Source organism: Gymnodinialimonas sp. 57CJ19 (genome assembly GCF_038396845.1).
Taxonomy (GTDB): Bacteria; Pseudomonadota; Alphaproteobacteria; order Rhodobacterales; family Rhodobacteraceae; genus Gymnodinialimonas.
Genome location: NZ_CP151587.1, coordinates 1,343,715 through 1,367,988, shown reverse-complemented (window position 1 = coordinate 1,367,988; position 24,274 = coordinate 1,343,715). Strand labels below are relative to the sequence as shown.

Annotated in this window: 20 protein-coding genes and 4 pseudogenes; 7 read left to right on the top strand and 17 right to left on the bottom strand. The window is 58.4% G+C overall.

Going from position 1 to position 24,274, the window contains the following annotated elements; translation table 11 throughout:
- Positions 1 to 374: 374 nt before the first annotated feature.
- From AADW23_RS06880 to AADW23_RS06865, 4 genes and pseudogenes are all read right to left on the bottom strand, one after another.
- Positions 375 to 1,504 (bottom strand): annotated as a pseudogene (locus AADW23_RS06880) (IS3 family transposase).
- A 27-nt stretch (positions 1,505 to 1,531) separates the two neighbouring features.
- Positions 1,532 to 2,658, bottom strand: a protein-coding gene (locus AADW23_RS06875; RefSeq protein ID WP_341863775.1) for an IS3 family transposase whose coding sequence is annotated in 2 segments (ribosomal slippage) — positions 1,532 to 2,394 and positions 2,394 to 2,658 — 1,128 coding nt in all. Because the reading frame shifts where the segments join, the coding sequence is not laid out codon by codon here.
- 58 nt (positions 2,659 to 2,716) lie between these two features.
- A pseudogene (locus AADW23_RS06870) lies at positions 2,717 to 3,430 on the bottom strand (cation diffusion facilitator family transporter); the annotation flags it as partial.
- A gap of 165 nt (positions 3,431 to 3,595) precedes the next feature.
- Entirely contained in the window at positions 3,596 to 3,982 is a 387-nt protein-coding gene (locus AADW23_RS06865; RefSeq protein WP_341863774.1) for a DUF302 domain-containing protein, read from the bottom strand.
- Between the two features lie 234 nt (positions 3,983 to 4,216).
- On the opposite strand from AADW23_RS06865, the gene AADW23_RS06860 reads away from it, so the two are divergent.
- The 4 genes from AADW23_RS06860 to cls all read left to right on the top strand — a co-directional run bounded on the left by AADW23_RS06860 (position 4,217) and on the right by cls (position 8,949).
- Positions 4,217 to 4,588, top strand: coding sequence for an SHOCT domain-containing protein (locus AADW23_RS06860; RefSeq protein ID WP_341863773.1), 372 nt, complete (start codon positions 4,217 to 4,219; stop codon positions 4,586 to 4,588).
- A gap of 171 nt (positions 4,589 to 4,759) precedes the next feature.
- Positions 4,760 to 6,169 (top strand): multicopper oxidase domain-containing protein, encoded by a 1,410-nt coding sequence (locus AADW23_RS06855; RefSeq protein ID WP_341863772.1) that lies wholly within the window; start codon positions 4,760 to 4,762, stop codon positions 6,167 to 6,169.
- A 43-nt stretch (positions 6,170 to 6,212) separates the two neighbouring features.
- Positions 6,213 to 7,058: a sterol desaturase family protein gene (locus AADW23_RS06850; RefSeq protein ID WP_341864294.1), complete on the top strand. Its 846-nt coding sequence runs from the start codon at positions 6,213 to 6,215 to the stop codon at positions 7,056 to 7,058.
- A 442-nt stretch (positions 7,059 to 7,500) separates the two neighbouring features.
- Positions 7,501 to 8,949, top strand: coding sequence for a cardiolipin synthase (cls, locus tag AADW23_RS06845; RefSeq protein WP_341863771.1), 1,449 nt, complete (start codon positions 7,501 to 7,503; stop codon positions 8,947 to 8,949).
- Between the two features lie 184 nt (positions 8,950 to 9,133).
- On the opposite strand, the gene AADW23_RS06840 is transcribed toward cls, so the two are convergent.
- The 3 genes from AADW23_RS06840 to AADW23_RS06830 form a co-directional block, all read right to left on the bottom strand.
- Positions 9,134 to 9,772, bottom strand: coding sequence for a transmembrane anchor protein (locus AADW23_RS06840; RefSeq protein ID WP_341863770.1), 639 nt, complete (start codon positions 9,770 to 9,772; stop codon positions 9,134 to 9,136).
- 20 nt (positions 9,773 to 9,792) lie between these two features.
- Positions 9,793 to 10,482, bottom strand: coding sequence for a HupE/UreJ family protein (locus AADW23_RS06835; RefSeq protein ID WP_341863769.1), 690 nt, complete (start codon positions 10,480 to 10,482; stop codon positions 9,793 to 9,795).
- A gap of 99 nt (positions 10,483 to 10,581) precedes the next feature.
- On the bottom strand, positions 10,582 to 10,941 hold the full coding sequence (locus tag AADW23_RS06830) for a hypothetical protein (protein WP_341863768.1): 360 nt from the start codon (positions 10,939 to 10,941) through the stop codon (positions 10,582 to 10,584).
- A gap of 64 nt (positions 10,942 to 11,005) precedes the next feature.
- Here AADW23_RS06830 and AADW23_RS06825 point away from each other — a divergent pair, with 64 nt between their 5' ends.
- Together AADW23_RS06825 and AADW23_RS06820 are read left to right on the top strand one after the other, a co-directional pair.
- A complete protein-coding gene (locus AADW23_RS06825; protein ID WP_341863767.1) occupies positions 11,006 to 11,278 on the top strand; it encodes a metal-sensing transcriptional repressor in 273 nt (90 codons plus the stop codon).
- A gap of 10 nt (positions 11,279 to 11,288) precedes the next feature.
- On the top strand, positions 11,289 to 12,605 hold the full coding sequence (locus tag AADW23_RS06820; RefSeq protein WP_341863766.1) for an MFS transporter: 1,317 nt from the start codon (positions 11,289 to 11,291) through the stop codon (positions 12,603 to 12,605).
- 709 nt (positions 12,606 to 13,314) lie between these two features.
- Here the strand turns inward: AADW23_RS06820 and AADW23_RS06815 are convergent.
- The 8 genes from AADW23_RS06815 to AADW23_RS06780 form a co-directional block, all read right to left on the bottom strand.
- Positions 13,315 to 13,713, bottom strand: coding sequence for a RidA family protein (locus tag AADW23_RS06815; protein ID WP_341863765.1), 399 nt, complete (start codon positions 13,711 to 13,713; stop codon positions 13,315 to 13,317).
- Positions 13,710 to 14,123 carry a thioesterase family protein gene (locus tag AADW23_RS06810; protein WP_341863764.1) on the bottom strand — a complete coding sequence of 138 codons (414 nt, stop codon included), beginning with the start codon at positions 14,121 to 14,123 and terminating at the stop codon, positions 13,710 to 13,712. The genes AADW23_RS06815 and AADW23_RS06810 overlap by 4 nt, the downstream gene beginning before the upstream one ends.
- Positions 14,120 to 15,736: an AMP-binding protein gene (locus tag AADW23_RS06805; protein WP_341863763.1), complete on the bottom strand. Its 1,617-nt coding sequence runs from the start codon at positions 15,734 to 15,736 to the stop codon at positions 14,120 to 14,122. Before AADW23_RS06805 ends, AADW23_RS06810 begins: the two co-directional genes overlap by 4 nt.
- Positions 15,737 to 15,856: 120 nt before the next feature.
- The gene (locus AADW23_RS06800) at positions 15,857 to 16,993 is read right to left on the bottom strand and encodes an acyl-CoA dehydrogenase family protein (RefSeq protein WP_341863762.1); all 1,137 of its coding nucleotides are present in this window, start codon (positions 16,991 to 16,993) and stop codon (positions 15,857 to 15,859) included.
- Positions 16,993 to 17,793 (bottom strand): enoyl-CoA hydratase family protein, encoded by an 801-nt coding sequence (locus AADW23_RS06795; protein WP_341863761.1) that lies wholly within the window; start codon positions 17,791 to 17,793, stop codon positions 16,993 to 16,995. Before AADW23_RS06795 ends, AADW23_RS06800 begins: the two co-directional genes overlap by 1 nt.
- Positions 17,793 to 18,269, bottom strand: a complete 477-nt coding sequence (locus tag AADW23_RS06790; protein ID WP_341863760.1) for a MarR family transcriptional regulator — start codon at positions 18,267 to 18,269, stop codon at positions 17,793 to 17,795. The genes AADW23_RS06795 and AADW23_RS06790 overlap by 1 nt, the downstream gene beginning before the upstream one ends.
- A complete protein-coding gene (locus AADW23_RS06785; RefSeq protein ID WP_341863759.1) occupies positions 18,269 to 19,000 on the bottom strand; it encodes an SDR family NAD(P)-dependent oxidoreductase in 732 nt (243 codons plus the stop codon). Before AADW23_RS06785 ends, AADW23_RS06790 begins: the two co-directional genes overlap by 1 nt.
- Positions 18,997 to 21,291 (bottom strand): bifunctional salicylyl-CoA 5-hydroxylase/oxidoreductase, encoded by a 2,295-nt coding sequence (locus tag AADW23_RS06780; RefSeq protein ID WP_341863758.1) that lies wholly within the window; start codon positions 21,289 to 21,291, stop codon positions 18,997 to 18,999. The genes AADW23_RS06785 and AADW23_RS06780 overlap by 4 nt, the downstream gene beginning before the upstream one ends.
- Positions 21,292 to 21,488: 197 nt before the next feature.
- Here AADW23_RS06780 and AADW23_RS06775 point away from each other — a divergent pair, with 197 nt between their 5' ends.
- Positions 21,489 to 22,658 (top strand): acyl-CoA dehydrogenase, encoded by a 1,170-nt coding sequence (locus AADW23_RS06775; protein WP_341864293.1) that lies wholly within the window; start codon positions 21,489 to 21,491, stop codon positions 22,656 to 22,658.
- Between the two features lie 458 nt (positions 22,659 to 23,116).
- On the opposite strand, the pseudogene AADW23_RS06770 reads toward AADW23_RS06775, so the two are convergent.
- Positions 23,117 to 23,454, bottom strand: a pseudogene (locus AADW23_RS06770) (iron ABC transporter); the annotation flags it as partial.
- Positions 23,452 to 24,272 (bottom strand): annotated as a pseudogene (locus AADW23_RS06765) (iron ABC transporter permease); the annotation flags it as partial. The pseudogenes AADW23_RS06765 and AADW23_RS06770, both read right to left, overlap by 3 nt.
- Positions 24,273 to 24,274: the final 2 nt, after the last annotated feature.

Genomic DNA, 24,274 nt, shown 5'->3' with positions numbered 1-24,274 from the left:
TTCGTTCCATCGTTCACTGCAGTGGATGTTCTCGAAAGAAGCCGATGGACCAAGTGACCTGAGCACCTTTTGCCCGAGAGCGATGAACACAACTTCCCAGGACTTTAAGGAACGATCAGCTTAATCGACACCTTGCAACTAGGCGACAGCTGCAATCAAGGCGCGAAGTTCGTGCTTCGACAGTGGGTTCGATAGCTTGAAACAGAGCCGATAGTTCCAAAGTGAAAAAAATATGGTCCATCGTCACCAATGTTGCGTTAGTTCCTGTAGATCTTTTCGCCGATATTCAACCCCAAATACGCGCTTCCATTACGATGAGACGATGGTCAGAAGTTCGCGGTGATCGGCCCCACTTGAGTGGTTCGTTTTGAATGTTAGTGCATGACTGGCCTGGGTTCCATCGGGACAATGGATTCAGGGGCCGGTGGTCGGTAGCCCAAAGCACTGTGCGGTCGCTTGGTGTTGTTGTGTTTCCTCCAGCTTTCAATGATGATTTGGGCCTCACGTAACGAGCAAAAGGTCTCTCCGTTCAACAGCTCATCCCGGAACCGGGCGTTGAAGCTTTCGCAGTATCCGTTCTACCAAGGTGACGCTGGTTCGATGTAGGCCGTCTTGGCACCGACTGCCGCAATCCAGTCCCGGACAGCCTGAGCAATGAACTCTGGGCCGTTGTCCGACCGGATATAGGCAGGAACGCCGCGCAAGATGAACAGATCCGTCAGGGCGTCGATGACCTGAGTCGAGTTCAGCCGCCTCTTAACCCGGATTGCGAGGTACTGTCGGCTGTGCTCGTCCAAGATATTCAGGGTTCTGAATGCCTTTCCATCGTCTGTCCGGTGATGAACGAAGTCATATGACCAGACATGGTCGCGATACTCCGACCGCAAACGAACGCACGAGCCATCGTTCAGCCATAGCCTCCCCTTCTTGGGCAGTTTCATTGGCACTTTGAGCCCCTCACGTCGCCAGAGGCGTTCGACACGCTTGTCGTTCACCAACCAACCTGCATCCCTTTGCAGGGCCGCGATCCTACGAAAACCGTAACGACCGTACTGGCGGGTAAGCTCGATCATATCAGCGATCAAACGCTGATCGTCGGACCGGCCGACAGGCAAACTCCTCTGCGTAGACCGGTGCTGCCCCAAGACATGACAGACCCGCCGTTCCGACACCCTGACGCGATCGCGGATATGATCGATACAAGCACGACGACGCGAGGGACTTAGTAGTTTCCCCGTGCTGCTTCCGACAAGATCAGCTTGTCCAAAGTCAGATCTGATATTGGGCGGCGCAATCGGTCATTCTCCTTTTGAATGCGCTTTAGTTCCTTCAGTTGGTCTGTTCCCATGCCACCATATTGCTTTCGCCAGTGATAGAATGTCTGCTCCGTTATCTGCACCTGTCGGATGGCGCCGACACGTGGCATTCCTTGGCCGCAAAGTACCTCAACCTTCCGCAGCTTCGTGACAATCTCTTCGGGTTTGTGTCGTTTGATTCTGAGCAGCCCCAGTTTAGTGGTCCAAATTGAAAGTTAGTGCATGATGGGCCTTTGGTCCATCGGAACGATGGCCTCTGGCGCAGGTGGGCGGTAGCCCAGAGCACTATGTGGTCGTTTGGTGTTGTAATGGTTCCTCCATCTTTCAATGATGATCTGGGCTTCACGCAGCGAGTAGAAGATCTCGCCGTTCAACAATTCATCACGCATTCGCCCGTTGAAGCTCTCGCAATATCCGTTTTCCCAGGGTGACCCGGGCTCAATGTAAGCCGTCTTGGCTCCCACGGCTTTGATCCAATTCCTGACAGCTTCGGCGATGAACTCCGGGCCATTGTCTGACCTGATGTAGGCAGGAACTCCTCGCAGGATGAACAAATCCGTCAGGGCGTCGATGACCTCGGTCGAGTTCAGCTTCCGCTTCACCCTGATCGCCAGGCATTCCCGGCTGTGTTCATCCAAGATGTTGAGCGTTCTAAAGGCCCTGCCGTCGTCTGTTCGGTGATGTACGAAGTCGTACGACCAGACATGATTGCGATACTCAGGGCGCAGCCGGACGCACGACCCATCATTCAGCCAGAGCCGCCCCTTCTTTGGTTGTTTCATTGGCACTTTTAGCCCCTCACGCCGCCACAGGCATTCCACACGTTTGTCATTCACCTGCCAACCTGCGTCTCTCAACAAGGCGGCAACCCGACGGTAGCCATATCGACCAAACTGGCGCGTCAGCTCGATCATATCTGCGATCAAGCGTTCTTCGTCAGCACGCCCACATGGTAACCGTCGCTGCGTTGATCGATGCTGGCCCAACACGCGGCAAACACGACGCTCGGAAACCTTCATTTTGCAGCGCACATGATCAATGCAGGCCCGCCTACGCGAAGGGCTCAGAAGTTTCCCGATGCGGCCTCCTTCAAGATCAACTTGTCCAATGTCAGGTCAGAAACCGCACGCCTAAGGCGCTCGTTTTCTTTCTGTAGCCGCCTCAGTTCCTTGAGCTGTTCTGTGCCCATTCCGCCGTACTTCTTCTTCCAGCGATAATAGGTTTGTTCAGTCACGCTGATCTGACGGATCGCGTCAATCCGGGGCATGCCTTGCCCCATCAGAACTTCAACCTGCCGTAACTTCACGACAATCTCTTCCGGCTTGGGTCTCTTAATGGCCATCTATGGTCCTCCGCTTTCCTAACTATAGGGGCGGACCACTTCAAAGGGGGAGGCTCAGGACGTGATGAACGTCTGCGACACCGTCTACGCCGCGCATCGCGTCGACGACCGCAGCGTTATCCATGTCGGGCGGACTGCCGAGCATCAGGGTTCGGATCGGACCTCCAATTTCCGTAACCGCCAAGTACAGAATGTAGAGCGCGATGCCGATGGTGATGGCCGGATCAACCCACCGCATGTCATAGAGGATGATCAGCGATCCGCCAACGATGACCGCCACCGAAGCAAGCGCATCAGACAAGTTGTGAAGAAACAGAGCGCGGATATTCACGCTGTCCTTCTGCATCGAATAGGTCAGCAGTGCCGTCAGCGTATCGACACCAAGCGCCACACCCCCGATGATCACGACCGTCCAGCCCTGCACTTCCGGCGGATCGATCATGCGCATTCCGCCCTCATAGATCAGGTAGACCCCGACAAGGATGAGCGTCGTGTAATTGATTAGCGCAGCCACGATCTCGATCCGGCCATAGCCGAAGGTCATATTCTCGTCAGCAGAACGGCGGGCGATCTTGCGCGCGCCAAACGCAATGACCAGAGACGCCATATCGGAAAAGTTGTGAAGTGCATCTGCGATCAGCGCGAGGCTGCCCGAGAGCACCCCGCCCACGATCTGCGCGACCGTCAGAAGGCCATTCGCCCAGATGGCAATGGAGACACGCCTGTCGCCGGAGTCCGGGTCAATTTGGGCGTGGCCGTGGTCATGCGGCATGGTTCGTGCCCTCAAGGCTGTGATTTGGCAGGGTGAGGCCCGGGACTCGAGGCACATGCCCGCGCCTGATCGCGCGCACCCGCGCGATGGCGCAGCGTACTATTCACTGATCCCATCGATCCTGACGGCAGCCACCACCGCGAAAAAGCCACATGAATCCTCATTTCAGATCGCTTCGATGGCCTGCCTAAGTAGATCGCGAACCTGACCCGCGACAGCATGCAGCGCCGGATTCTCGATCGCCTGCATAGAGGCCACCGGATCGATCGCGCTGACTTCAACGCCGCCATCGACCTCGCGCAGGATCACGTTGCAGGGCAACATCGCGCCAACACGCGGTTCCATCCCGATGGCCTCAAAGGCCATCTTCGGGTTGCAGGCCCCTAGAATGCGATACGGCCGCATCTCCAAACCCAGTTTCTTCTTCATCGTCGTCTTGACGTCGATTTCGGTCAGAACGCCGAAGCCGTTGTCCGCAAGGGCAGCGCGGGTACGCCTGTCGATCTCGTCGAATGTGGCGTCGATGAAATGGCGATTGATCGTATATGTCACTGGAATGCGCTCCTCGATTTTGCGCCCTGAGACGCCGGCTTGGCGACACCGCGCGGAGATCGATCGTTCGCGACTATTTTGGGCGCTTCGTGGCAAGATCCCCGATTGAGTATCTCGCGTGCAGGTTACCGCAACTCGGCCCTGTCGTATTGATCCACATCAGCGACTGCACCCCGCTTTCTCACTAGGGGTAACGAATGGCGCGATTAGATGCCATGCAAATGGAGACACAGAATGGACCACAGGAAAACTGCAATTGTCTCGGGCATTGTGACCGCAGGCGGGTTTGTCGCGACGTCGGCGATGGCACAGGTCGGTGAAATCCCGGATCGTTACGGCTCCTACGCGCATGGACACGATATGATGTGGGGTGGCAACCAATGGGGCGGCTTCGGCATGGTCCTTGGCCCGATATTCATGATCTTGATCTTGGTCGCGATCGTGGCCGGGATCATTTATCTCTTGCGTCTTTTCGGTGTGGCCGGACCTGGCAGCAGCGGTCACGTCGCGCACGACCGAGCCTTGGCGCTGCTCAAGGAGCGATACGCCAAGGGAGAGATCGACTCCGAGGAATTTGCAGAACGTAAGAAATTGCTGGCCGAGTGAGGCGCGCCTCACTCGGCGCTCGTGACCCCGCAATGGCCCCAGACTTGAGGCCGTTGCGGCAATCCTAATACGTGGATTTAAGCCGACAAATCGGCCCGCTCCAATTCCACAAGCGAACGACGCATCGGGATTTCCATTTGCATAAGCACTATCGGGCACTGAAAGGACAAAATGAAACGACGTAAGTTCCTGACCTCGACCTCCGCAGCACTTGCGACAGCGGGTGTCCTGTTTCAATCGTCTGCCCGGCTGGCATCAGCTCAGGGCCAAGGGCCACTTACGCGCCTTGCCATGCCGCCACTTCTCGACACACGGGCGACGAGTCGGCTGTCCCTTGCGACGCAAGCGGGCAGCAGCGGTTTTCTCGGTGGGCCAAGCACGCCAACCGCCGGGTTCAATCAAGAGTATCTGGGTCCGACCATTGTTCTTCAGAACGGCGAACTAGCCGCCGAGGTGCAAAATACACTCGATGAACCTATCAGCGCGCACTGGCATGGCCTTTTGGTGCCCGGAGAGCATGACGGCGGTCCGCACCTTCCGATCGCGCCTGGCGCGACATGGCAACCAGAAATGACGATTGCGCAAGATCCAGCAACTATCTGGTATCACTCGCATATCCATGAGCGAACTGCCGAGCAGGTTTACTTCGGGCTAGCCGGAGTTATTCACGTGACTGATGGCGAGGACGACGCGCGCGGTCTGCCGTCCACCTATGGGGTCGATGATCTGACATTGGTTTTGCAGGACCGGCGGTTCGATGCCTCTGGGCGCATGGTCTACAATCCATCCATGATGAATAGGATGCATGGGTTCACAGGCAACCGGATGCTCGTCAACGGTCAGGCCGGTGCCACGGCGGTGGTACCGCATGGGATCGTGCGCTTACGTCTGCTCAACGGCTCAAATGCGCGCATCTACACGCTCTTTTTCGATGATACGCAGCCGATGCACCTTGTGGCGACGGATGGCGGCTTTCTGCCCGCGCCTGTTGCGCTCGACACACTGCGCCTTGCCCCCGGAGAGCGGGCTGAGATCCTTGTCGATTTCTCGGGCGATGGGGCTCCGGTACTGATGAGTGATCCAAGCCAGGCCTATGGCGTCTTGCAGTTCGGGACCGACGCGACACTACCCACGCGGATTACCCACCTGCCAGATCAACTGGACGGAGTGCTTGAAGACTTGTTAGGGGCCGAGGTCGCAAACCGGCAGTTCTCGCTCGATATGGGTATGGGTGGCATGATGAGGGGTGGTGGCGGGTTCGCTATTAACGGACGTCCCTTCGATATGCGCAGGATAAATTTCGACGTCGCACTTGGAACGGTCGAGCGTTGGCATGTTCGCAGCTCTATGGTTGCGCACCCGTTCCACGTCCATGGCGTGCGGTTCCGGGTGCTGACCGAGAACGGCGCTCCGCCTCGGCCCGAGAACACCGGCTGGAAGGACACCGTCTTGATACCGGGAGAGGCCGAAATCCTGGCCCGGTTCGACCAGCCCGCAAGCGACACGACACCGTTCATGTTCCATTGCCATATCCTTGAACATGAAGACGCTGGTATGATGGGCCAGTTCACCGTCACCTGACGTCCGCGCCGCGGACCACTAAATGGAGGCTTCGACGGCACAAATGCTCGAGTCCTTTCTTGCCACTGAACCGCAGCTTCGCCTCGTCGTGTTTCTCGGCGTTCTGGTGGTGATGGCGTTGTGGGAATTGGCCGTGCCACGGAGGCGGGTGGAGATCCCGCGCGTCATCCGCTGGACAAACCATCTGGCCTTGGTGGTGGTCGATACGATTGTGTTGCGGCTGAGTTTCCCGATCCTTGCAGTCGGTTTGGCGGTCATGGCAGAGGACCGGGGCTGGGGCCTATTCAATATCTTTGGCACGCCTGATTGGATCGCACTCGCGGTTTCGGTCCTCGTTCTTGATCTGGCAATCTATCTGCAGCACGTGTTGTTCCACGCGGTCCCCGCACTCTGGCGACTACACCGGATGCATCACGCCGACCTCGCGTTTGATGTGACCACAGGCTTGCGCTTTCATCCTTTGGAAATTCTGTTGTCGATGGGGATCAAGCTCGCGGTCGTATTGGCTTTGGGCCCACCCGCCGTTGCCGTGTTGATCTTCGAGGTTCTCTTGAATGCGACGGCCATGTTCAATCACTCCAACATTCGGCTGCCGAGGCTTGCGGACCGCCTCCTCCGTCTGATCGTAGTCACGCCAGACATGCACCGCGTTCATCACTCGATCCGACCGGAGGAGACGAATAGCAACTTCGGTTTTAACCTTCCTTGGTGGGATAGATTGCTCGGCACCTACAAAGCGCAACCGACAGATGGACACGAAGGAATGACGATCGGGATCGAGCAATTCCGGACAAGACGGGACCTTTGGCTCGACCGGATGTTAGTGCAGCCCGTAAAAGGTCCTGCAAGCGGTTATCCGATTAATCGTGAGACCGCGAAGAAGCGGTGAGCTGCATGTGGATATCGAATGCAATCCGACCAACGGTAGAGAAGGACGCATGCATGCTTTTGTCGCATCAAGCATTGAATGACTGCTTAGAGCTGAATTGACCGTCCTTTCGGACTTAGATCGACTAAGAAGGACCCAATCCCTGCGGCGACAGCCAAAGACGTTTGTGTAGATTATTCTGAATTTTAGTCCATTGAATGGGGCTAGTTGCGTCGACAATATCTACTTTCTTTGGTGGCAAGTGACGCCACGAACGCTCCACTTAAAGTTGGGTCGCAACGTCGGCATGCATTCCCTTGCCGATGCCGGGCAACGCCGGCGCGATCCATCGCGGCGCTCCACATCCGATTATTGCCAGCCAGAGTTGCGCTGAGCATTTTCATTTGGCTGAGGGCCGCGTATCCTAGATCCTTTGCAACTCCAGACCAGATCAGGATCAACGATGTCCGCGACTTTGATCCTTCAACTCTTTATTGGGTCATACATGCTTAGCGTGGTGGCTTTCATAATTTCTGAAAACCGCACCCCGAAATCGACCTTCGCTTGGATGCTTGTCTTTGCCTTACTGCCGCTAATCGGCTTGGGCATCTATTTGTTCTTTGGGCGCGGCCATAAAGCGTTTGTGCGAAAATTCAAGATGACGGAACAGGGTGTGCCCGACGCAATGGCCGCGTCGTTTGCGCACATTGAGGCTGAACACAACATCTCTTTGGAGCGGTTTCAATCGACGAACCGAACCGCCTCTCGGTTAGCCAAACTGCTTCATTCCAACAGCAATTCGATGGTCACCACGAACAACAAGTTGCAGGTGTTGCAGAATGCCGACCTCGCCTTTCCTGCAATGATCGCCGCAATGGAGCAGGCCGCGCACTCCATTCATCTGCACTATTACAGTTGGAACGCAGACAGCTTTGGCGACCAATTGTTGAGTCTTCTGACACGAAAAGTTGCGCAGGGGGTTGAGGTTCGCATCCTGTACGACCCCATCGGAAGTTTCTCTATGCTCAGCCGTCGGTACCTGCGGCAGGCCCGTGATGCGGGCATCCAGATCATGCCCTTCTCGTCCTTGTGGCGTATCCACACCATATCCTACCGCAACCACCGCAAAATCGCAGTCATCGACGGGCTCATAGGGTTCACCGGCGGACTTAACATCGGTGATGAGCATATTGCCCCACCCGCCGGATTTGATCGCTGGCGTGATACCCACATCCAAGTTGAGGGGAGTGCTGTTTGGGCTCTGCAAAGCATCTTCTTGGTCGATTGGATAAACGCCACCGGCGAAGACCTAGATCCGGCGCCATATTTCGCAGAGTTGTCTGAAACGACCGATGGAGCCTTTTTGCCTGTGCAGATCTGCTTGTCGGGGCCTGACAGCGAATACGAGGCGATCCGTCAGCTGTATTTCGAGATGATTACAACCGCACAACATCAAGTTTTGATCCAGTCGCCGTTCTTCATTCTTGATGAGACGATCAGTGAAGCCCTGAAAATGAAGGCGCTTTCAGGTGTGGATGTGCAGGTGATGATCTCGTCATCTGGCCCTGGGCAAATCTTGCCCTACTGGGCCGCAAACACTTTCGCAGCCGAAATCGCACGGGCCGGTGTTGATGTCCAAATGTATGAAGCAGGGTACCTACACGCCAAGACAATCTGCGTTGACGGCAAGATTTGCTCGATCGGGTCGGCCAACTGGGACATCAGGTCATTCAGCATCAACTACGAGCTAACGGCTGTCATTTATGATGAAGAAGTATCGGCAAAACTAGTGTCGGCGTTTGTGGAAGACCTCAATGGCTGTCGGCCGTTTGATGTTGACGAATACGCCGCAAGACCTCGCCTGTCTCGGTTCAAAGACAGCATGGCGCGATTGGCGTCACCCCTCCTTTAGGACCAGCTAAATGTCGCCTTGATCGGAAGGTGATCTGACGCAATGCGCGTCAGCGGCGTATCGACCACCACCGGGTCCGACGCTGTCAGGCCTTCGGAATGGAACATTCGGTCAAAACGAATGCAGGGCTCTCCGTCGACTTCGGTGTGATGGCCCCCAACGCACGCCAGGGGCCACTATAGCGTTATTCCGGCAGTACCATCCCGCTGTAATCGCCCCGAACGTAGAGCGTGACTGTCACGTCTTGGTCATCGCGATTGCGCCAGAACCAGCCGTGATTGCCGGTGAAAGCAGCCGTTAAGACACCTTCGGCACCAGGAACTCCACGGCCCCGCTCATAGCTAATGTTTTGTCCTCCACCGTCGCCATGCAGGTCGAAGTTCACGACGCCGTTTTCGGCTACCCAAAGGAACTCGGCTACTGCACTCTCTTCCATTACCAGTTTAACTTCGATGCCTTCGCCTGGGGTCAATGTGACAGTGTATTGATCTGTCCATTCGGCATCGATGGTTTGTGCGTGTGCCGCGCCAACAATGAGACCGAAAACCCCGTCGATGAAGCTGGATTGCTCTTCAATCGTCCCATCGTTCTGAAGTTCCAGCAGGCGGTCGGCTTCGGCCTCTTCGGCAAGTTGTCCTTTGATCTCGCCCATTTCAGCAAGGCCGATCACCCCACCGACGCCAGTTGGATCAATCCCGAATTCCGCAGGCAGAACGACCGTCACAAGGATAACTATCGCCGCGACTGCAGCGATGATTGTGGATTTGATTAGTTGGGCTGAGGTCGGCAACTCGTCGAGGTTTGGTTTGTTTCCATTATGCATCTTCTTAGTCTCCAATAGGATCAAGCGACGAAGTAGCTGGTCATCTGATACCCGATCAGAATGAACCCGGCGGACATCATTGCGACGTTTGCGGTGTATGCGTGTTTCCAGAAGGACGTTGTTTTTCGCCAGTATCCCATCACGATCAGGATCATAGCGAGAGCGATCAATTGACCGATCTCAACGCCCACGTTGAAGGCCAATAGGTTTGGTAGCAGCCCATCTTGAGCGATGTCGTAATCTAGGATTTTGGAGGCCAGGCCTAATCCGTGGAAAAAGCCAAAGATCAAAGTTGCAGCCTTGGTGTTAGGCTGAACCCCGAACCACCGTTGATAGGCACCCAAATTGTCGAGGGCCTTGTAAACCACCGAGAGGCCAATGATGGCGTCGACGAGGTAGGAACTCACGTTCCAGCCAAAGTATACCCCTGCCAGCATCGTGGTCGAATGGCCGATGGCAAACAAGCTGACGTAGATGGCGACGTGCTTCATTCTGTAGAGAAAGAAGACGACCCCAAACAAGAACAGCAGGTGGTCATAGCCGGTGACCATGTGTTTGGCCCCCAGATACATAAAGGGGATCAGGTGCATCCCGCTGATCTCTTGGATGTAGCCTGCGTCACCCTCAGTGACGGCATGGGCAGAGGCTGAACTTGCAAGGGCCAAGAGCGCCAGCAAGACTACGGCAAAAAAGATCAGGGATTGTCGCATTGGATGTGACAATGGCCCCGACCCATGGGATCGGTTGTATATCATTGTGGTTTTCCGCTTGGTGAATATGGAGGAAGACAGCACCTCAAAGGTGCATCTTCACACTCGCGGCGGTCTCTCTAGGCCGAAGTCGCTTTGATCCTCTAAGACGTTGTTGGCCAATGCCCAAGTGCTTCCTGTCGGCAGGACAGTAATGGAGGGTGTTCGTGGCGGCAGGAACGCGATGTTGTGATCGTGATCCGCCACATCATGGGAGTGTCCATGATATGCGTCTATCAGATCCACGGCGTCATCATGTGCATGACCGTGTTCTTCAATCCCGGCGTCATGTTCCGCAACGATTTTCGTAAGTTCAGACAGATCGTGCGAGACCACTCGAACATTGGCCGACAAGACCATGCCCACCACCAGAACGAGGGTCAGCGCAACTTTCACAACGATCTTTGCTTTCCGCCGCATCTAGCTTGCTCCCACGGGTCTTAGCCCGCTTGCCTCATCCTCCCTAGGGGGATACATCACCCATATGGCAAAACTCGAACTTCATGCAACCCACCCTGCTGTCGTAAAACGGCTGAAACGTGCCAATGGGCATTTGATGAGCGTCATCAACATGATCGAAAGCGGTCAATCCTGCACCGACATCGCACAACAGCTTCATGCGGTAGAAAAGGCTATTCAGCAGGCCAAACGCACTTTGATCCAAGATCACATTGACCACTGCCTCGATGAAGCCATTGCCGGGCCCGCCAATGTTCAGGTGGTTGCGGACTTCAAAGCGATTACCAAGTATCTATAGGACATAACCCATGCTTTCCGTCCTCGCCGACCGCACTTACCGCCACCTGTTTCTGGCGCAGATCGTTGCATTGCTCGGCACCGGGTTGGCGACCATTGCTCTTGGCTTGTTGGCCTTCAATCTGTCCGGTGAGAGGGCCGGTCTGGTTTTGGGAACAATCTTCACGATCAAGATGGTGGCCTATGTCGGCATCGCCCCTATCGCAGGGGCATTCGCCAATCGTTGGCCACGTAGAACGATGTTGGTTAGCCTCGATCTGGTGAGAGCAGCAGTGGCTCTTTGCCTGCCGTTCGTTAGCGAGATCTGGCAGGTCTACGTCCTGATATTTGTGCTGCAATCCGCTTCCGCTGCATTCACACCTACGTTTCAGGCCACAATACCCGACATCTTGCCGGAAGAGGATCGCTACACACGGGCGCTGTCTCTTTCCCGATTGGCCTATGATTTGGAAAACCTGATCAGTCCGACACTTGCCGCCGTCTTGCTGATGTTTGTGAGCTATCAGGCGCTGTTTCTTGGCACTGTGATCGGGTTTATCGGCTCCGCAGTTCTTGTCGTCTCAGTGCTTCTTCCCAGTCCGAAACCCAGTGCCCCGCGCGGTATCTACGACCGCACCACACGAGGCCTGAGGATTTACCTCGCCACGCCGCGCCTACGAGGGCTTTTGTCCCTCAACCTCGCAGCAGCAGCAGCGGGTGCAATGGTGCTGGTGAATACCGTAGTTCTAGTCCGATCCGATCTGGGCCTGGGCGACACCCAGGTCGCGATTGCACTCAGTGCATTTGGAGGGGGCTCAATGCTGGCCGCGCTCGTGTTGCCTCGGCTTCTAGATACTAGGCCCGACCGCCCGGTAATGATCGGAGGCGCAGCAGTACTCGTGGCTACTCTATTCGGTCTCTCGGGCATGTCGCTTGTTTTCGGCCAGCAATGGTATCCGCTTTTGCTTGGGTGGCTGATCATCGGAATCGGCTATTCCACTGTATTGACCCCATCCGGACGCCTCTTGAAGCGTTCCGCACACCCTGAAGATCGGCCTGCCGTCTATGCAGCGCAATTTGCGTTGTCACATGCCTGCTGGTTGATAACCTATCCACTTGCTGGATCGTTGATCACCATCGCCGGACCCACCGCTGCCCTTGTGTGTCTAGGTTTGCTTGCATCTATCGGGCTACTTACGGGAGTTTCTTTTTGGCCCACAAACGATGACGAGGCATTGAACCATTCACATGATGACCTCCCAGAAGATCATCCACATGTTCGAGATGGGCGGTCACATAGCCATGCGATTGTGATTGATGATTTCCATCAACATTGGCCGCGCGCCTGAAAGTTGCGGGGCATCTGCATTCGACAATTGCCAAAGCAGGGTGTCCATAAACGATCGTCAACGGATAAAATCGACGGCTCCAAGGCAGATCAATGACTTATTGCGGCCAAATACTTTGTGCAAAACCTGCCGAGTTTGGGAACAATTTTTTGGTCGCGCCACGAAGGCCATCGTTACTTGCAAAGGCTTTCTAGGTAGTTTCGGCCCCTTGCGGCCATCTGTGCATAGTGCAGCATCGGTCAGGACAAGCTCGAAGCAGACCTTTGCTGTGTGGGGCGCAGCTTGCGAAGTGAACTTAGTTTGGAATCTGGGTAGTTTACTTCAGCCCAGCCATTCCTACGTTTTAACAGATACACAAAAATTCAGTCGGCCCCCTGCGGGACGCTTGCTCGTTTAGTCCCAATAGGAAAAATTCCTAACTCATTGATATTAAACACATGCCCTAGCAAGCTGCAGTGTCGGGTATTGAATAGAACGCTCCTCCGCTACCAAATTTTCCCGAACATGACCTGAATGACGACCGTCCGTTGGTCGATTTGTAGTCGCATCGCGAAAGCCCCGCCTGTTGGGGCGGGGCTTTCAGGGTCGCGTTGATGCGCCTGCGTTAGGCAAGGCCGTTACTGCCGGCGGGGCGACGCCGGACAGGGCAACAGGTGCAGTGGTAGCGGTCGGAGGCAGCACTTAGCGCCCCCGCTGCAATCCTTGCGTGCTACGCGCCGATGTGGGCTGTCGCCTCGATCTCCAATAGCGCATCATCTTCGACCAATCCCGCGACAATCAGCATCGACATGGCAGGGAAATGACGACCCAGAACCTTGCGGTAGACCTCCCCCACTTCCCGTTGACGAGCCAGGTATTCGGCCTTGTCGATCACGAACCACGTCAGTCGGGTGATATCCTCGACCTTGCCACCTGCCGCGACCACAACGTCCACGATGTTGCGCAAGGCTTGCTCCATCTGCCCGATGAAATCGTGAGAAGTGAACTTCTGCTCCGCGGTCCAGCCGATTTGGCCGCCGATATACAGCGTGCCGTCAGCGGCTAACACACCATCAGCGTAGCCTTTCGCAGGGGCCCAACCATCGGGCTTGATTGTCTTATTTGTCATTGTTTGCTCCTTAGATAGGGCGAGAAGGCCTGCCGCATCGGATCTGACCAAGGTTTTGGGCGATGCGCGGCGTCGATATGAACAAGGGTTAGGTTGGCAGAGAAGCGATGCGCATCCCTGCCCTCAGCAATCACTGAAACCCCAAGGCTGGCAGTGCCAACACGGGTCAATTCCAGCGACAGTGTAAGGTGATCTCCGTGGCGGCTGGGTGCTTGGAAAGTGGTTTCAACCTGCACCGTTGGTACGCCGCCGTCCTTCAGGATGTCCTCAAACGGGAAACCCACGTGATCGAAGAACGCTTCGACCATATCGTTGATGATCTCGAAGTAGCGCGGGTAAAACACCACGCCCGCGGGGTCGCAGTGTCTAAAAAGCACCTTCATGGGCTGGGTGAACGCGGTGTTTGTCACGAGGTTTCTTTCAACAAAAAACGTTGGATCTTGCCGGTCTGGGTCTTGGGCAGCGCCTCGACAAATCGCACGTCACGGGGGTATTTGAACGGCGCGATGGTTGCTTTCACGTGGTCCTGCAGGGCCTTGACCATCTCGGCGGAAGGGGTGGCGTCGGCCAGCACCACGTGGGCCTGCACGATCATCCCGCGCTCCTCGCTTGGCGCACCGACCACGGCGCATTCCGACACGTTGGGATGGGACAGCAGTGCCGCCTCCACTTCGGGGCCCGCGATGTTGTAGCCGGATGAGACGATCATATCGTCGTTACGGGCGGCAAAATGCAGGTATCCGTCCGCATCCATCGTGAAAGCGTCGCCCGAGATGTTCCATCCGTCCAAAACGTAAGCGCCCTGGCGGTCGTCGTTCATGTAGCGGCAGCCGGTGGGGCCACGCACGGCCAGACGCCCGACTTCCCCTCGGGGCAGTTCCTGCCCGTCCTCTCCGATGATCTTGGCCTCGTACCCCGTGACAGGCCGCCCCGTGCAGGCAGGCCGATGATCGTCAAAACGGTTGGAGATGAAGATGTGCAACATCTCGGTCGCGCCAATCCCGTCCAGCATCGGTTTGCCTGTCTTCGCAATCCAATCATCATAGACCGGCGCGGGCAGCGTTTCGCCCGCTGAAACGGCGGCGCGTAGACTGCTGAGGTCTGCGCCCTCCTCCATTGCGGCAAGCATGGCGCGGTAGGCCGTGGGGGCCGTGAAGCACACCGTGGCTTTATATTTCTCAATGATCTCAATCATATTGGGCGGAGAGGCAGTTTCCAGAAGTGTTGCCGTGGCCCCAAAACGCAGCGGAAAAATCGCCAAACCGCCAAGGCCGAACGTGAACGCCAACGGCGGGGAGCCGACGAATACGTCGTCGGGCGTCACGCCCAAGACCTCCCGCGCGTAGCCGTCCGCGATAATCAGGAGGTCGCGGTGGAAATGCATCGTCGCTTTGGGTGATCCAGTCGTGCCTGAGGTGAAGCCCAACAGCGCCACATCCTCGCGCCCCGTCGCCACGGCGTCGAACTGCACCGGCTTTTCCAGCGCCAACCGGTCGAGCTCGGCGTCATGGTTCGACGTGCCGTCAAAGCCCACCACATGGGTCAGGGTGCTGCACAGCTTGGCGCAGCCCTCCATCTCATCCATCAGGCGCGTATCACACAGCGCATGGGTGATCTGCGCCTTCTCCACGATCTGCGCCAATTCCGCGGCCCGCAGCATCGGCATGGTATTCACCACCACCGCGCCCACCTTGGTGGCGGCAAGCCAACATGCCACCATCGCGGGATTGTTGGCCGAGCGGATCAGCACCCGATTGCCGGGAACGACGCCCAGATCTTCTACCAGAACATGGGCCAGCCGGTTAGTCCAATCGGCCAGCTCCTTATAGGTGCGCCGACGCCCGTTGCCGATAAGGGCCGTGCGGTCGCCGAAACCCTTGGCAACCATTGCATCGGTCAACTCCACGCCGACGTTGAGGGTGTCGGGGTAATCGAACCCCTCCAGCAGGAAATCAGGCCACTGATCTTGCGGCGGCAAGTTATCTCTGGAGAACGTATCTTGATGGGCGCTGGCGCTTAACATGGCATACTCGCTTGCTTCTGGGGGCAGAAAACCGCCGGATTTTGAGGCCAAGGACGCAGAGCGGAAAGGCAAGATGCGATTTCCAGATTGGTCACCGTAACACTCCGTGTTGGTGGGTTCCTATTGACCCAGTGTTTGCCGGGCGATGATGATACGCTGGACGTCTGATGCGCCCTCATAGATGCGTAACGCCCTAATTTCTCTGTACAACTTCTCAACCGCCTGACCCGACCTCACGCCATCGCCGCCGTGCAGTTGCACAGCCTTGTCGATAACGTTTTGCGCGTGATCGGTGGCAAATAGCTTGGCCATCGCCGCTTCGCGGGTGATCCGCGGTGCGCCGCTGTCCTTGGTCCAGGCGGCCCGGTAGATCAGCAGCGCAGAGGCGTCGATATCCACGGCCATATCCGCGATATGCCCCTGCACAAGCTGCAAATCGCTGAGCGGAGCACCCTGCACGTGGCGCGCGCTTACGCGGGTCACGGCCTCGTCCAAAGCCCGACGTGCGAAGCCCAAGGCGGCAGCCGCCACCGTCGAGCGGAAGACATCCAGCACCGACATGGCGATCTTGAACCCCGCCCCGCTGTCGCCGATCAAAGCGCTTGCAGGCACGCGGCAGTCGGTGAAATCCAGCGTTGCCAAGGGGTGCGGCGCAATGGTGTCGAGCCGCTCGGCAATGGTCAGGCCCGGCGTATCTGCGGGCACCACAAAGGCCGACAAACCCCGTGCGCCGGGGCCGTCGCCGGTGCGGGCAAAGACCGTGTAGACATCGGCGATGCCGCCGTTGCTGATCCAGGTTTTCTGCCCGTTCAACACGTAAGCTTCGCCATCGCGCGTCGCCGTCATGGTAGAGTTCGCCACGTCTGACCCGGATTGAGGTTCGGTCAGCGCAAAGGCCGAAATCGCCTTGCCCGCCCGCGTCAGCGGCAGCCATTCGGCCTTCTGCGCATCGCTGCCAAACAGCGAGATCGCCCCGGTGCCAAGCCCCTGCATCGCAAAGGCGAAATCTGCCAAACCGTCGTGGCGCGCCAGGGTCTCTCTCGCCAGACAAAGGCGGCGCACGTCCAGCGGACCATCGGGGTTGCCGGTTTCCTGCAAAATGCCTGCCTCGCCCAAATCCGCCACAAGGGTGCGGCAGGCGGTGTCGGTGTCGGCGTGATCGACGTGCAAGCCCCCGGCCACGGCCTCAACCTGCGCGGCCCAATCGCGGTGCGTGTCCTCGAAAAACGGCCAGTGAAGGAAAGTTTTATCTGCCATCAGTTGCCCTCGAACAGGGGTTTTTCTTTGGCGACAAAGGCGGTGTAGGCGCGTTCAAAATCCGCCGTCTGCATGCAGATGGCCTGCGCCTGCGCCTCGGCCTCGATCGCTTGCTCAATCGACATCGACCATTCCTGCGCCAGCATTGTCTTGGTCATCATGTGCCCAAAGTTCGGCCCCGCGGCGATGCGGGCGGCCATCGTCTGCGCCTCGGCGTCCAGCGTGTCGGCGGCGACCAGCTTGTTGTGGAACCCCCATGCATGGCCTTCCTCGGCGGTCATGGCGCGGCCAGTATAAAGCAGCTCTGCCGCGCGGCCCTGCCCGATGATCCGGGGCAAGATTGCGCAGGCCCCCATGTCACAGCCCGCAAGGCCGACGCGGGTGAAAAGGAAGGCTGTCTTGGCCTCGGGCGTGGCGATCCGCAGGTCGGCGGCCATGGCAATAATCGCGCCGGCGCCCACGCAAATCCCATCAATCGCGGCAATCACCGGCTTGCCGCAGTTCACGATCGCCTTGACCAAATCGCCGGTCATCCGGGTGAAGGCCAACAGCTCCTTCATCGACATTTTGGTAAGCGGCCCGATGATGTCATGGACATCCCCGCCCGAACTGAAGTTGCCGCCGTTAGACGCGAAAACCACCGCGTCCACGTCGTCCGAGTAATGCAGATCGCGGAACCAATCACGCATCTCGGCGTAGCTGTCGAACGTCAGCGGGTTCTTCCGCTCGGGGCGATCCAGCGCGATGGTGGCGATGCGGTCGGCGATCTCGCATTTGAAATGAGTGACGTCAGTGCGCATCAGGCATCCCCTTCTGACTGTAGTTTTGCTTCCAGAATCTCCAGCCGCGCGCCGATTTCAGCGGCTTCTTCTGCCCCGAACCCTTCGAGCGTGGCGTCAATCCACGCTTCGTGAGCGGCGGCTTGGCGGGCGAATTCTTCGACGCCGCGCTTGGTCAACCGCACAACCGAGGCGCGGCGGTCGCCGGGCACGGGCACGCGGACCAGAAATCCATCCTCGGCCAAACGGTCCACGATGCCGGTGACATTGCCGTTGGACACCCGCAACACGCCGGAAAGCTGGCTCATCTTCAGGCCGTCTTCAAAGCGCGACAGCGCGGCCATCACGTCGAAGCGCGGCAGAGTGGTGGCAAATTCCTCGCGCAGTTTCTCGCGCAGGGTGGTTTCAATCGCGCGGCTGGTTTTCAGCAGGCGAAGCCAAAGGCGCAGGCGTTCTTTTGAAGGTGGGGCAAGGACCTCTACAGTCTTGGTTTGCATCAGATTTCACCTCCCGACAGGCTTAGAGTATGTCCGTTAACCGACCGCGCCGCGTCCGAGCAGAGCCACAGCGCGGTTTCCGCAACTTCCTCGGGCTGGATCAACCGCGCCTGCGGGTTGCCCTTGGTCAGCGACTTCACCGCGTCTTCCGCGCTCATCCCTGTGGTGGCGACGATGTTCTCGACCGAGCGTTCCAGCAGCGGCGTATCAATGAAGCCGGGGCAGATGGCGTTCACGGTGATCCCGGTTTTCGCCAGTTCCAACGACAGCGCCCGCGTCAGCCCGACAACCCCGTGCTTGGCCGCGCAGTAACCCGCCACATAGGGGTAGCCTTTAAGCCCGGCGGTGGAGGCGATGGCGATCATCCGCCCTGCCCCTTCGGACTTCATGTCTGCCAAAGCGGCCTGCCATACGTTGAAAACCCCGGTCAGGTTCACGTCCAACATGCCGGTCAAATCCGCCGCACTCATCTTGGCAAATGGCTTCGAGGTCGCTGCGCCCGCGTTCGCAATGACAATGGACACCGGCCCATGCTCGGCGCGGGCTGCGTCAAACGCGGCGTGCACCTGGTCCACGTCGGTCACATCGCACAGCTGGTACGACAAGCCCTGCGCCTGCAATGGAGCCTCACTGCGGCCCATGATCGTGACGGCATAACCCGCCGCCGCGAAGCGCTGTGCGGTTTCCGCGCCAACCCCCGTGCCGCCGCCTGTGACAACCACGTGCTTCATACCTTACCCACCATGTCCGCCGCCCGGTCTGCCAGTCGCCACGCCTGATCGCGGCCGGCATCATAGGGTTGGGGCCAGCTTTCTTGTCGGTCCCCAAGGGCCGTCGCCGCATGGAGCGTCCAATAGGGATCGGCCAGATGCGGCCGCGCAAGGCACACCAGATCGGCCCGACCGGCCATGAGGATCGAGTTCACGTGATCGGCCTCGAAGATATTGCCAACGGCCATGGTCTTGATCCCCGCCTCGTTCCTGATCCGGTCGGAGAAGGGCGTTTGGAACATGCGGCCATAGACAGGCTCGGCCTGGGTCGAGGTCTGGCCCGCCGACACGTCGATGATATCCGCGCCTTGGGCTTCAAACATCGCCGCGATCTGCACGGCGTCCTCGGCCGTGACACCGTCGTCCCCGGCCCAATCGCTGGCCGAAATCCGCACCGACATGGGCTTTTCCTGCGGCCAAACGGCCCGCATGGCGGCGAAAACTTCCAGCGGATAGCGCATCCGGCTCTCTAGGCTGCCGCCGTATTCATCCGTTCGCGTGTTGGACAGCGGCGAGATGAAGGACGAGATCAGATAGCCGTGGGCCGCGTGCAATTCGATCATGTCAAAGCCCGCACGATCCGCCATTTCGGCGCTCGCCACGAAGGCGGCTTTCACCGCGTCCATCTGCGCCCGATCCATCGCCTGCGGCGTCGCATTGTCATCAGACCATGGGATATCGGAGGCCGACAAAAGCGGCCAGTTGCCCTCCGCCAGCGGCTTGTCCATCCCCTCCCATCCCACACGGGTCGAGCCCTTCCGCCCCGCGTGGCCGATCTGGCAGCAAATCTTCGCCTCCGTCTCGGCGTGGACAAAGGCGGTAAGCCGCGCCCATGCGGCCTCATGCTCGGGGGCATAAAGACCGGGGCAACCGGGGGTGATCCGGCCATCAGCGGAGACGCATGTCATCTCGGTGTAGACCAGCCCTGCGCCGCCTTTGGCGCGTTCGCCGTAGTGGATCAAATGCCAATCGGTCGGCGCGCCATCCACCGCCTTGTATTGCGCCATCGGCGACACCACGATGCGGTTCCTCAGCTTCATATCGCGCAAGGTGAAAGGCGCGAACATCGGGGCGCGGGCAGGGGTCGTGGCCTCCCCTCCGGCTTGCTCCATGAACCACGCCTCGGCCCCGGCAAGCCACTTCGGGTCCCTCTCACGCAAGTTTTCGTGGCTGATCCGTTGCGAGCGGGTCAGCATGGAGTAATTCAATTGCACTGGATCAAGGTGCAGATACCGCTCCACATCCTCGAACCATTCCACCGAGTTTCGCGCCGCCGATTGCAGGCGCAACACTTCCAACCGCCGCTCGTCCTCGTAGTTGGCGAAGGCTTCTTCCAGCGTCGGCTTCGTGGCAATATCTTCGGCCAGCGCAATGGCACTTTCCAACGCCAGCTTCGTTCCCGACCCGATCGAGAAATGCGCGGTGGCCGAAGCATCGCCCAGAAGCACGACATTCTCGTGGCTCCATTTTTCGCAAAGCACACGGGGGAACTGAATCCACGCAGAGCCGCGAATATGGTTGGCGTTGGTCATCAGCCCGTGACCGCCAAGGTGGTCCTTGAAGATCGCCTCACACACGGCGATGCTTTCTTGCTGGCTCATCTCGCCAAAGCCGTAAGCATCAAAGGTTTTCTGGCTGCATTCCACGATGAAAGTCGCTGTGTCATCGTCAAACTGATACGCGTGCGCCCAGACCCAGCCCTTGTCGGTATCCTCGAAAATAAAGGTAAACGCATCGTCGAACCGCTGGTGCGTACCAAGCCAGACAAACTGGCATTTGCGGGTGTCGATGTCGGGTCGGAACGTGTCGGCAAACTCCATCCGGGTCTTGGAGTTGAGCCCGTCGCAGGCCACCACAACATCAAAGTCGTCTTTATAATCGGACGCCGCGCCGACCTCGGTCTCGAACCGCAGATCAACGCCCAATTCCCGCGCCCGCGCCTGTAGGATCAACAGCAGCTTCTTGCGGCCGATACCGCAGAAACCATGGCCGCTGGACACCAGCTTTTGCCCCTGATGATGCAGCGCCACATCATCCCAATAGGCAAAGTTCTCGCGGATGATCGCGGCGCTTTCAGCGTCATTCTTGGCAAGATTATCAAGGGTTTCGTCCGACAAAACCACGCCCCAGCCAAAGGTATCGTCGGCGCGGTTACGCTCGAACACCACGACTTCGGCCTGAGGATTGCGACGTTTCATCGAAATCCCAAAGTAGAGGCCTCCAGGACCGCCCCCAAGACAAGCAATACGCATGTTCGACCCACTTTCTTGTTCCGATACAGCAACGCTACGGATCGCAAACCTGTATTTCAAGTAAAAACATTTTATGCTTGAAATAAATTCAGCCGCCTTCTACCCATTTCTGAAATTGAAGCCGATGGAGACTTCCCTTGAGCACCACGACATCCGCCAGCACCTCCCCCCAATCCGCCCGCGCCAAGCCTGCGAGCCTGGTTTGGGACGACCCGTTTCTGCTGGAAAACCAGCTGACGGAGGAGGAGCGGATGATCCGCGACAGCGCCCATGCCTATTGCCAAGAGGCCCTGGGGGCGCGCGTCGTCATGGCCAACCGCCACGAGACATTTGACCGCGATATCATGACCGAAATGGGCGATATGGGCCTTCTGGGCGCGACCATCCCCGAGGAATACGGCGGCATCGGCGCCAACTATGTCTCCTACGGGCTGGTCGCCCGCGAGGTGGAGCGGGTCGACAGCGGTTACCGCTCGGCCATGTCGGTGCAAAGCTCGCTGGTGATGCACCCGATCTTCGCCTACGGCACCGAGGCGCAGCGCCAGAAATTCCTGCCTGAGCTGGCCTCGGGACGCATGGTCGGCTGCTTTGGGTTAACCGAACCGGACCACGGATCGGACCCCGGCTCCATGGTCACCCGTGCAAAGCCGGTGGACGGCGGCTACAGCCTGTCCGGCGCGAAGAACTGGATCACCAACTCCCCCATCGCCGATGTCTTCATCATCTGGGCCAAGTCCGACGCCCATGACGGCAAGATCAAGGGCTTCATCCTCGAGAAGGGAATGAAGGGCCTGAACGCCCCGAAGATCGAGGGGAAATTCTCGCTCCGCGCCTCGATTACGGGCATGATCCAGATGGATGAGGTCTTTGTGCCCGAGGATAATTTGCTGCCTGAAGTCAGTGGCTTGGCCGGTCCGTTCGGATGCCTCAACTGGGCGCGTTTCGGCATCGCCTGGGGTGCTATGGGCGCGGCCGAGGCCTGCTTCCACGCCGCCCGCGACTACACCATGGACCGCAAGCAATTTGGCCGCCCGCTGGCGCAAACACAGCTGATCCAGAAGAAGCTGGCCGACATGCAGGCCGAGATCGCCCTGGGCCTGCAAGGCGCCCTGCAACTGGGCCGGATGTTTGACGATCACACCGCGCCTGCCGAGCTGATCAGCCTGATGAAGCGTAACAATTGCGGTAAAGCGTTAACCATTGCCCGCGAAGCCCGCGACATGCACGGCGGCAATGGCGTCAGCGACGAATACGGCGTGATCCGCCACGTGATGAACCTTGAGGCCGTTAACACCTACGAGGGCACCCACGACGTCCACGCCCTCATCATGGGCCGCGGCATCACCGGTTTGCAGGCCTTCGCCTGACCCCATCGCATGGCCCGGACCCGCTGCAAAGCGCCCCGGGCCATGGCACTTTCTCAACGACACGCCTTACCTGACGCAGGAAGGCGTGGCGTTTTCTCCCCGCCTCTCAACCGTCCAGAACCGCCCTCCGGCGAGAGCGCGCATTCTCTTCACCTGTTATATTCGAATAACTTCGTCAGATTTCTTAAAGGCTTTGTGAGCCCGGTAATGCGCACCGTTCAGGCTCCTCTAGCGCGGCTTCCCAAGACACTCATGCCCAAGGCGCAGCGCCCATGAAATCACCACGCTAAGCCTGACGCGCCATGACTTGCAAAGCTTGGCAACGCCCCAAAGCCATCCGCCCCCTGCAAACGGCTTTCACGCCCCGGTCAAAGGTTTTCAAGCGCCCGCGCGTTTGCCGTTTTCACCGTAAAGCGGTTCATTGCGATATGCATAAGTCGTGCCCTTTGAACTCTGCCCGCGCGTTGCGCCAGATGGGGCAGGATGAACGTCGCATCGGCGGCCGGCCGGGTGTTGACCTGGAGGGCGCAGCCATGGGCCTTGCTGAGAGTCACGTCCGTCATCACCTGTGCCGGTGCCCCCGCCGCAAGGCATCGCCCCCCGATAGAAGCACCATATGGTCGGCGAACATCGCGGTCAGGTTCTGGTCGTGCATGACGGCGATCACCCCGCCGCCGCCACGGGCATAGTCGCGGGCGATTTCCATCACCTCCAGCTGATGTCCGATATCAAGGCTGGAAACAGGCTCATCCAGATTCAGCCACCGAGCCTTTCCGTTCTGGGTCGGCGCCCATACAGCCGCACCCACGGCGGCGGCAACGGTCAGGATCGCGATGGATTTCATCCTCTGCACAGGAATGCCGATATGGGCGGCGGCGGCCTCTCCCAATGCTAAGCCATTAAGGCTCCGCGCCAGAAACGGAGCCGCGGCAAGGGCCGTGACCATCAATGGGGCCACTACGATCAGCTTCACCCAAGTGGCCCCCGCCAGTGAACCCAAGCCCCAGAACGTCAAATCCCGTAGTTGTTGATCGTCTGCCATATAGACCAGAATGCCCGACACAGCCCCGGTCAAAGCCCCCAGGGCGATGCCCGCCAAAAGCATGACCGCGACCGATGTTTTGCCTCGGTTGGTGGCCACAACATAAAGCATGATCGTGCTGAGCCATCCGCCAAAGAATGCCGCGAAGGGCACAAGGTAGAAACCCACAGCCGCCTGTATCGCCACGTGCAGAAAGCCGCCCAGAACAATGGCGACCATCGCGCCGAGCCCGGCGCCCGCGCCAACCCCTACCAGGCCGGGATCAGCCAAAGGGTTGCGGAACAACCCCCGCATGACAGCGCCAGACACGGCCAAGGCCGCGCCCACAAGGATGCCCATAATCAAGCGCGGCATTCGAATGTCGAACAAAACCGTGCGCGTCACCCGATCCAGGCTCTCACCCCGCGCCCAAGTGCCGAAGACTTCCACCAGCGAAATACCCGATGCGCCTGTGGTCAGGCTCGTCAAACTGACCACGCCAGCAAAGCCAACAGCAAGAAACTGCACGCACGGGCGCGGGCTTCCCGGTCGCCTGCAACAGGCAACGGGAGGCTCTGGGACAATTCGGCCAAGG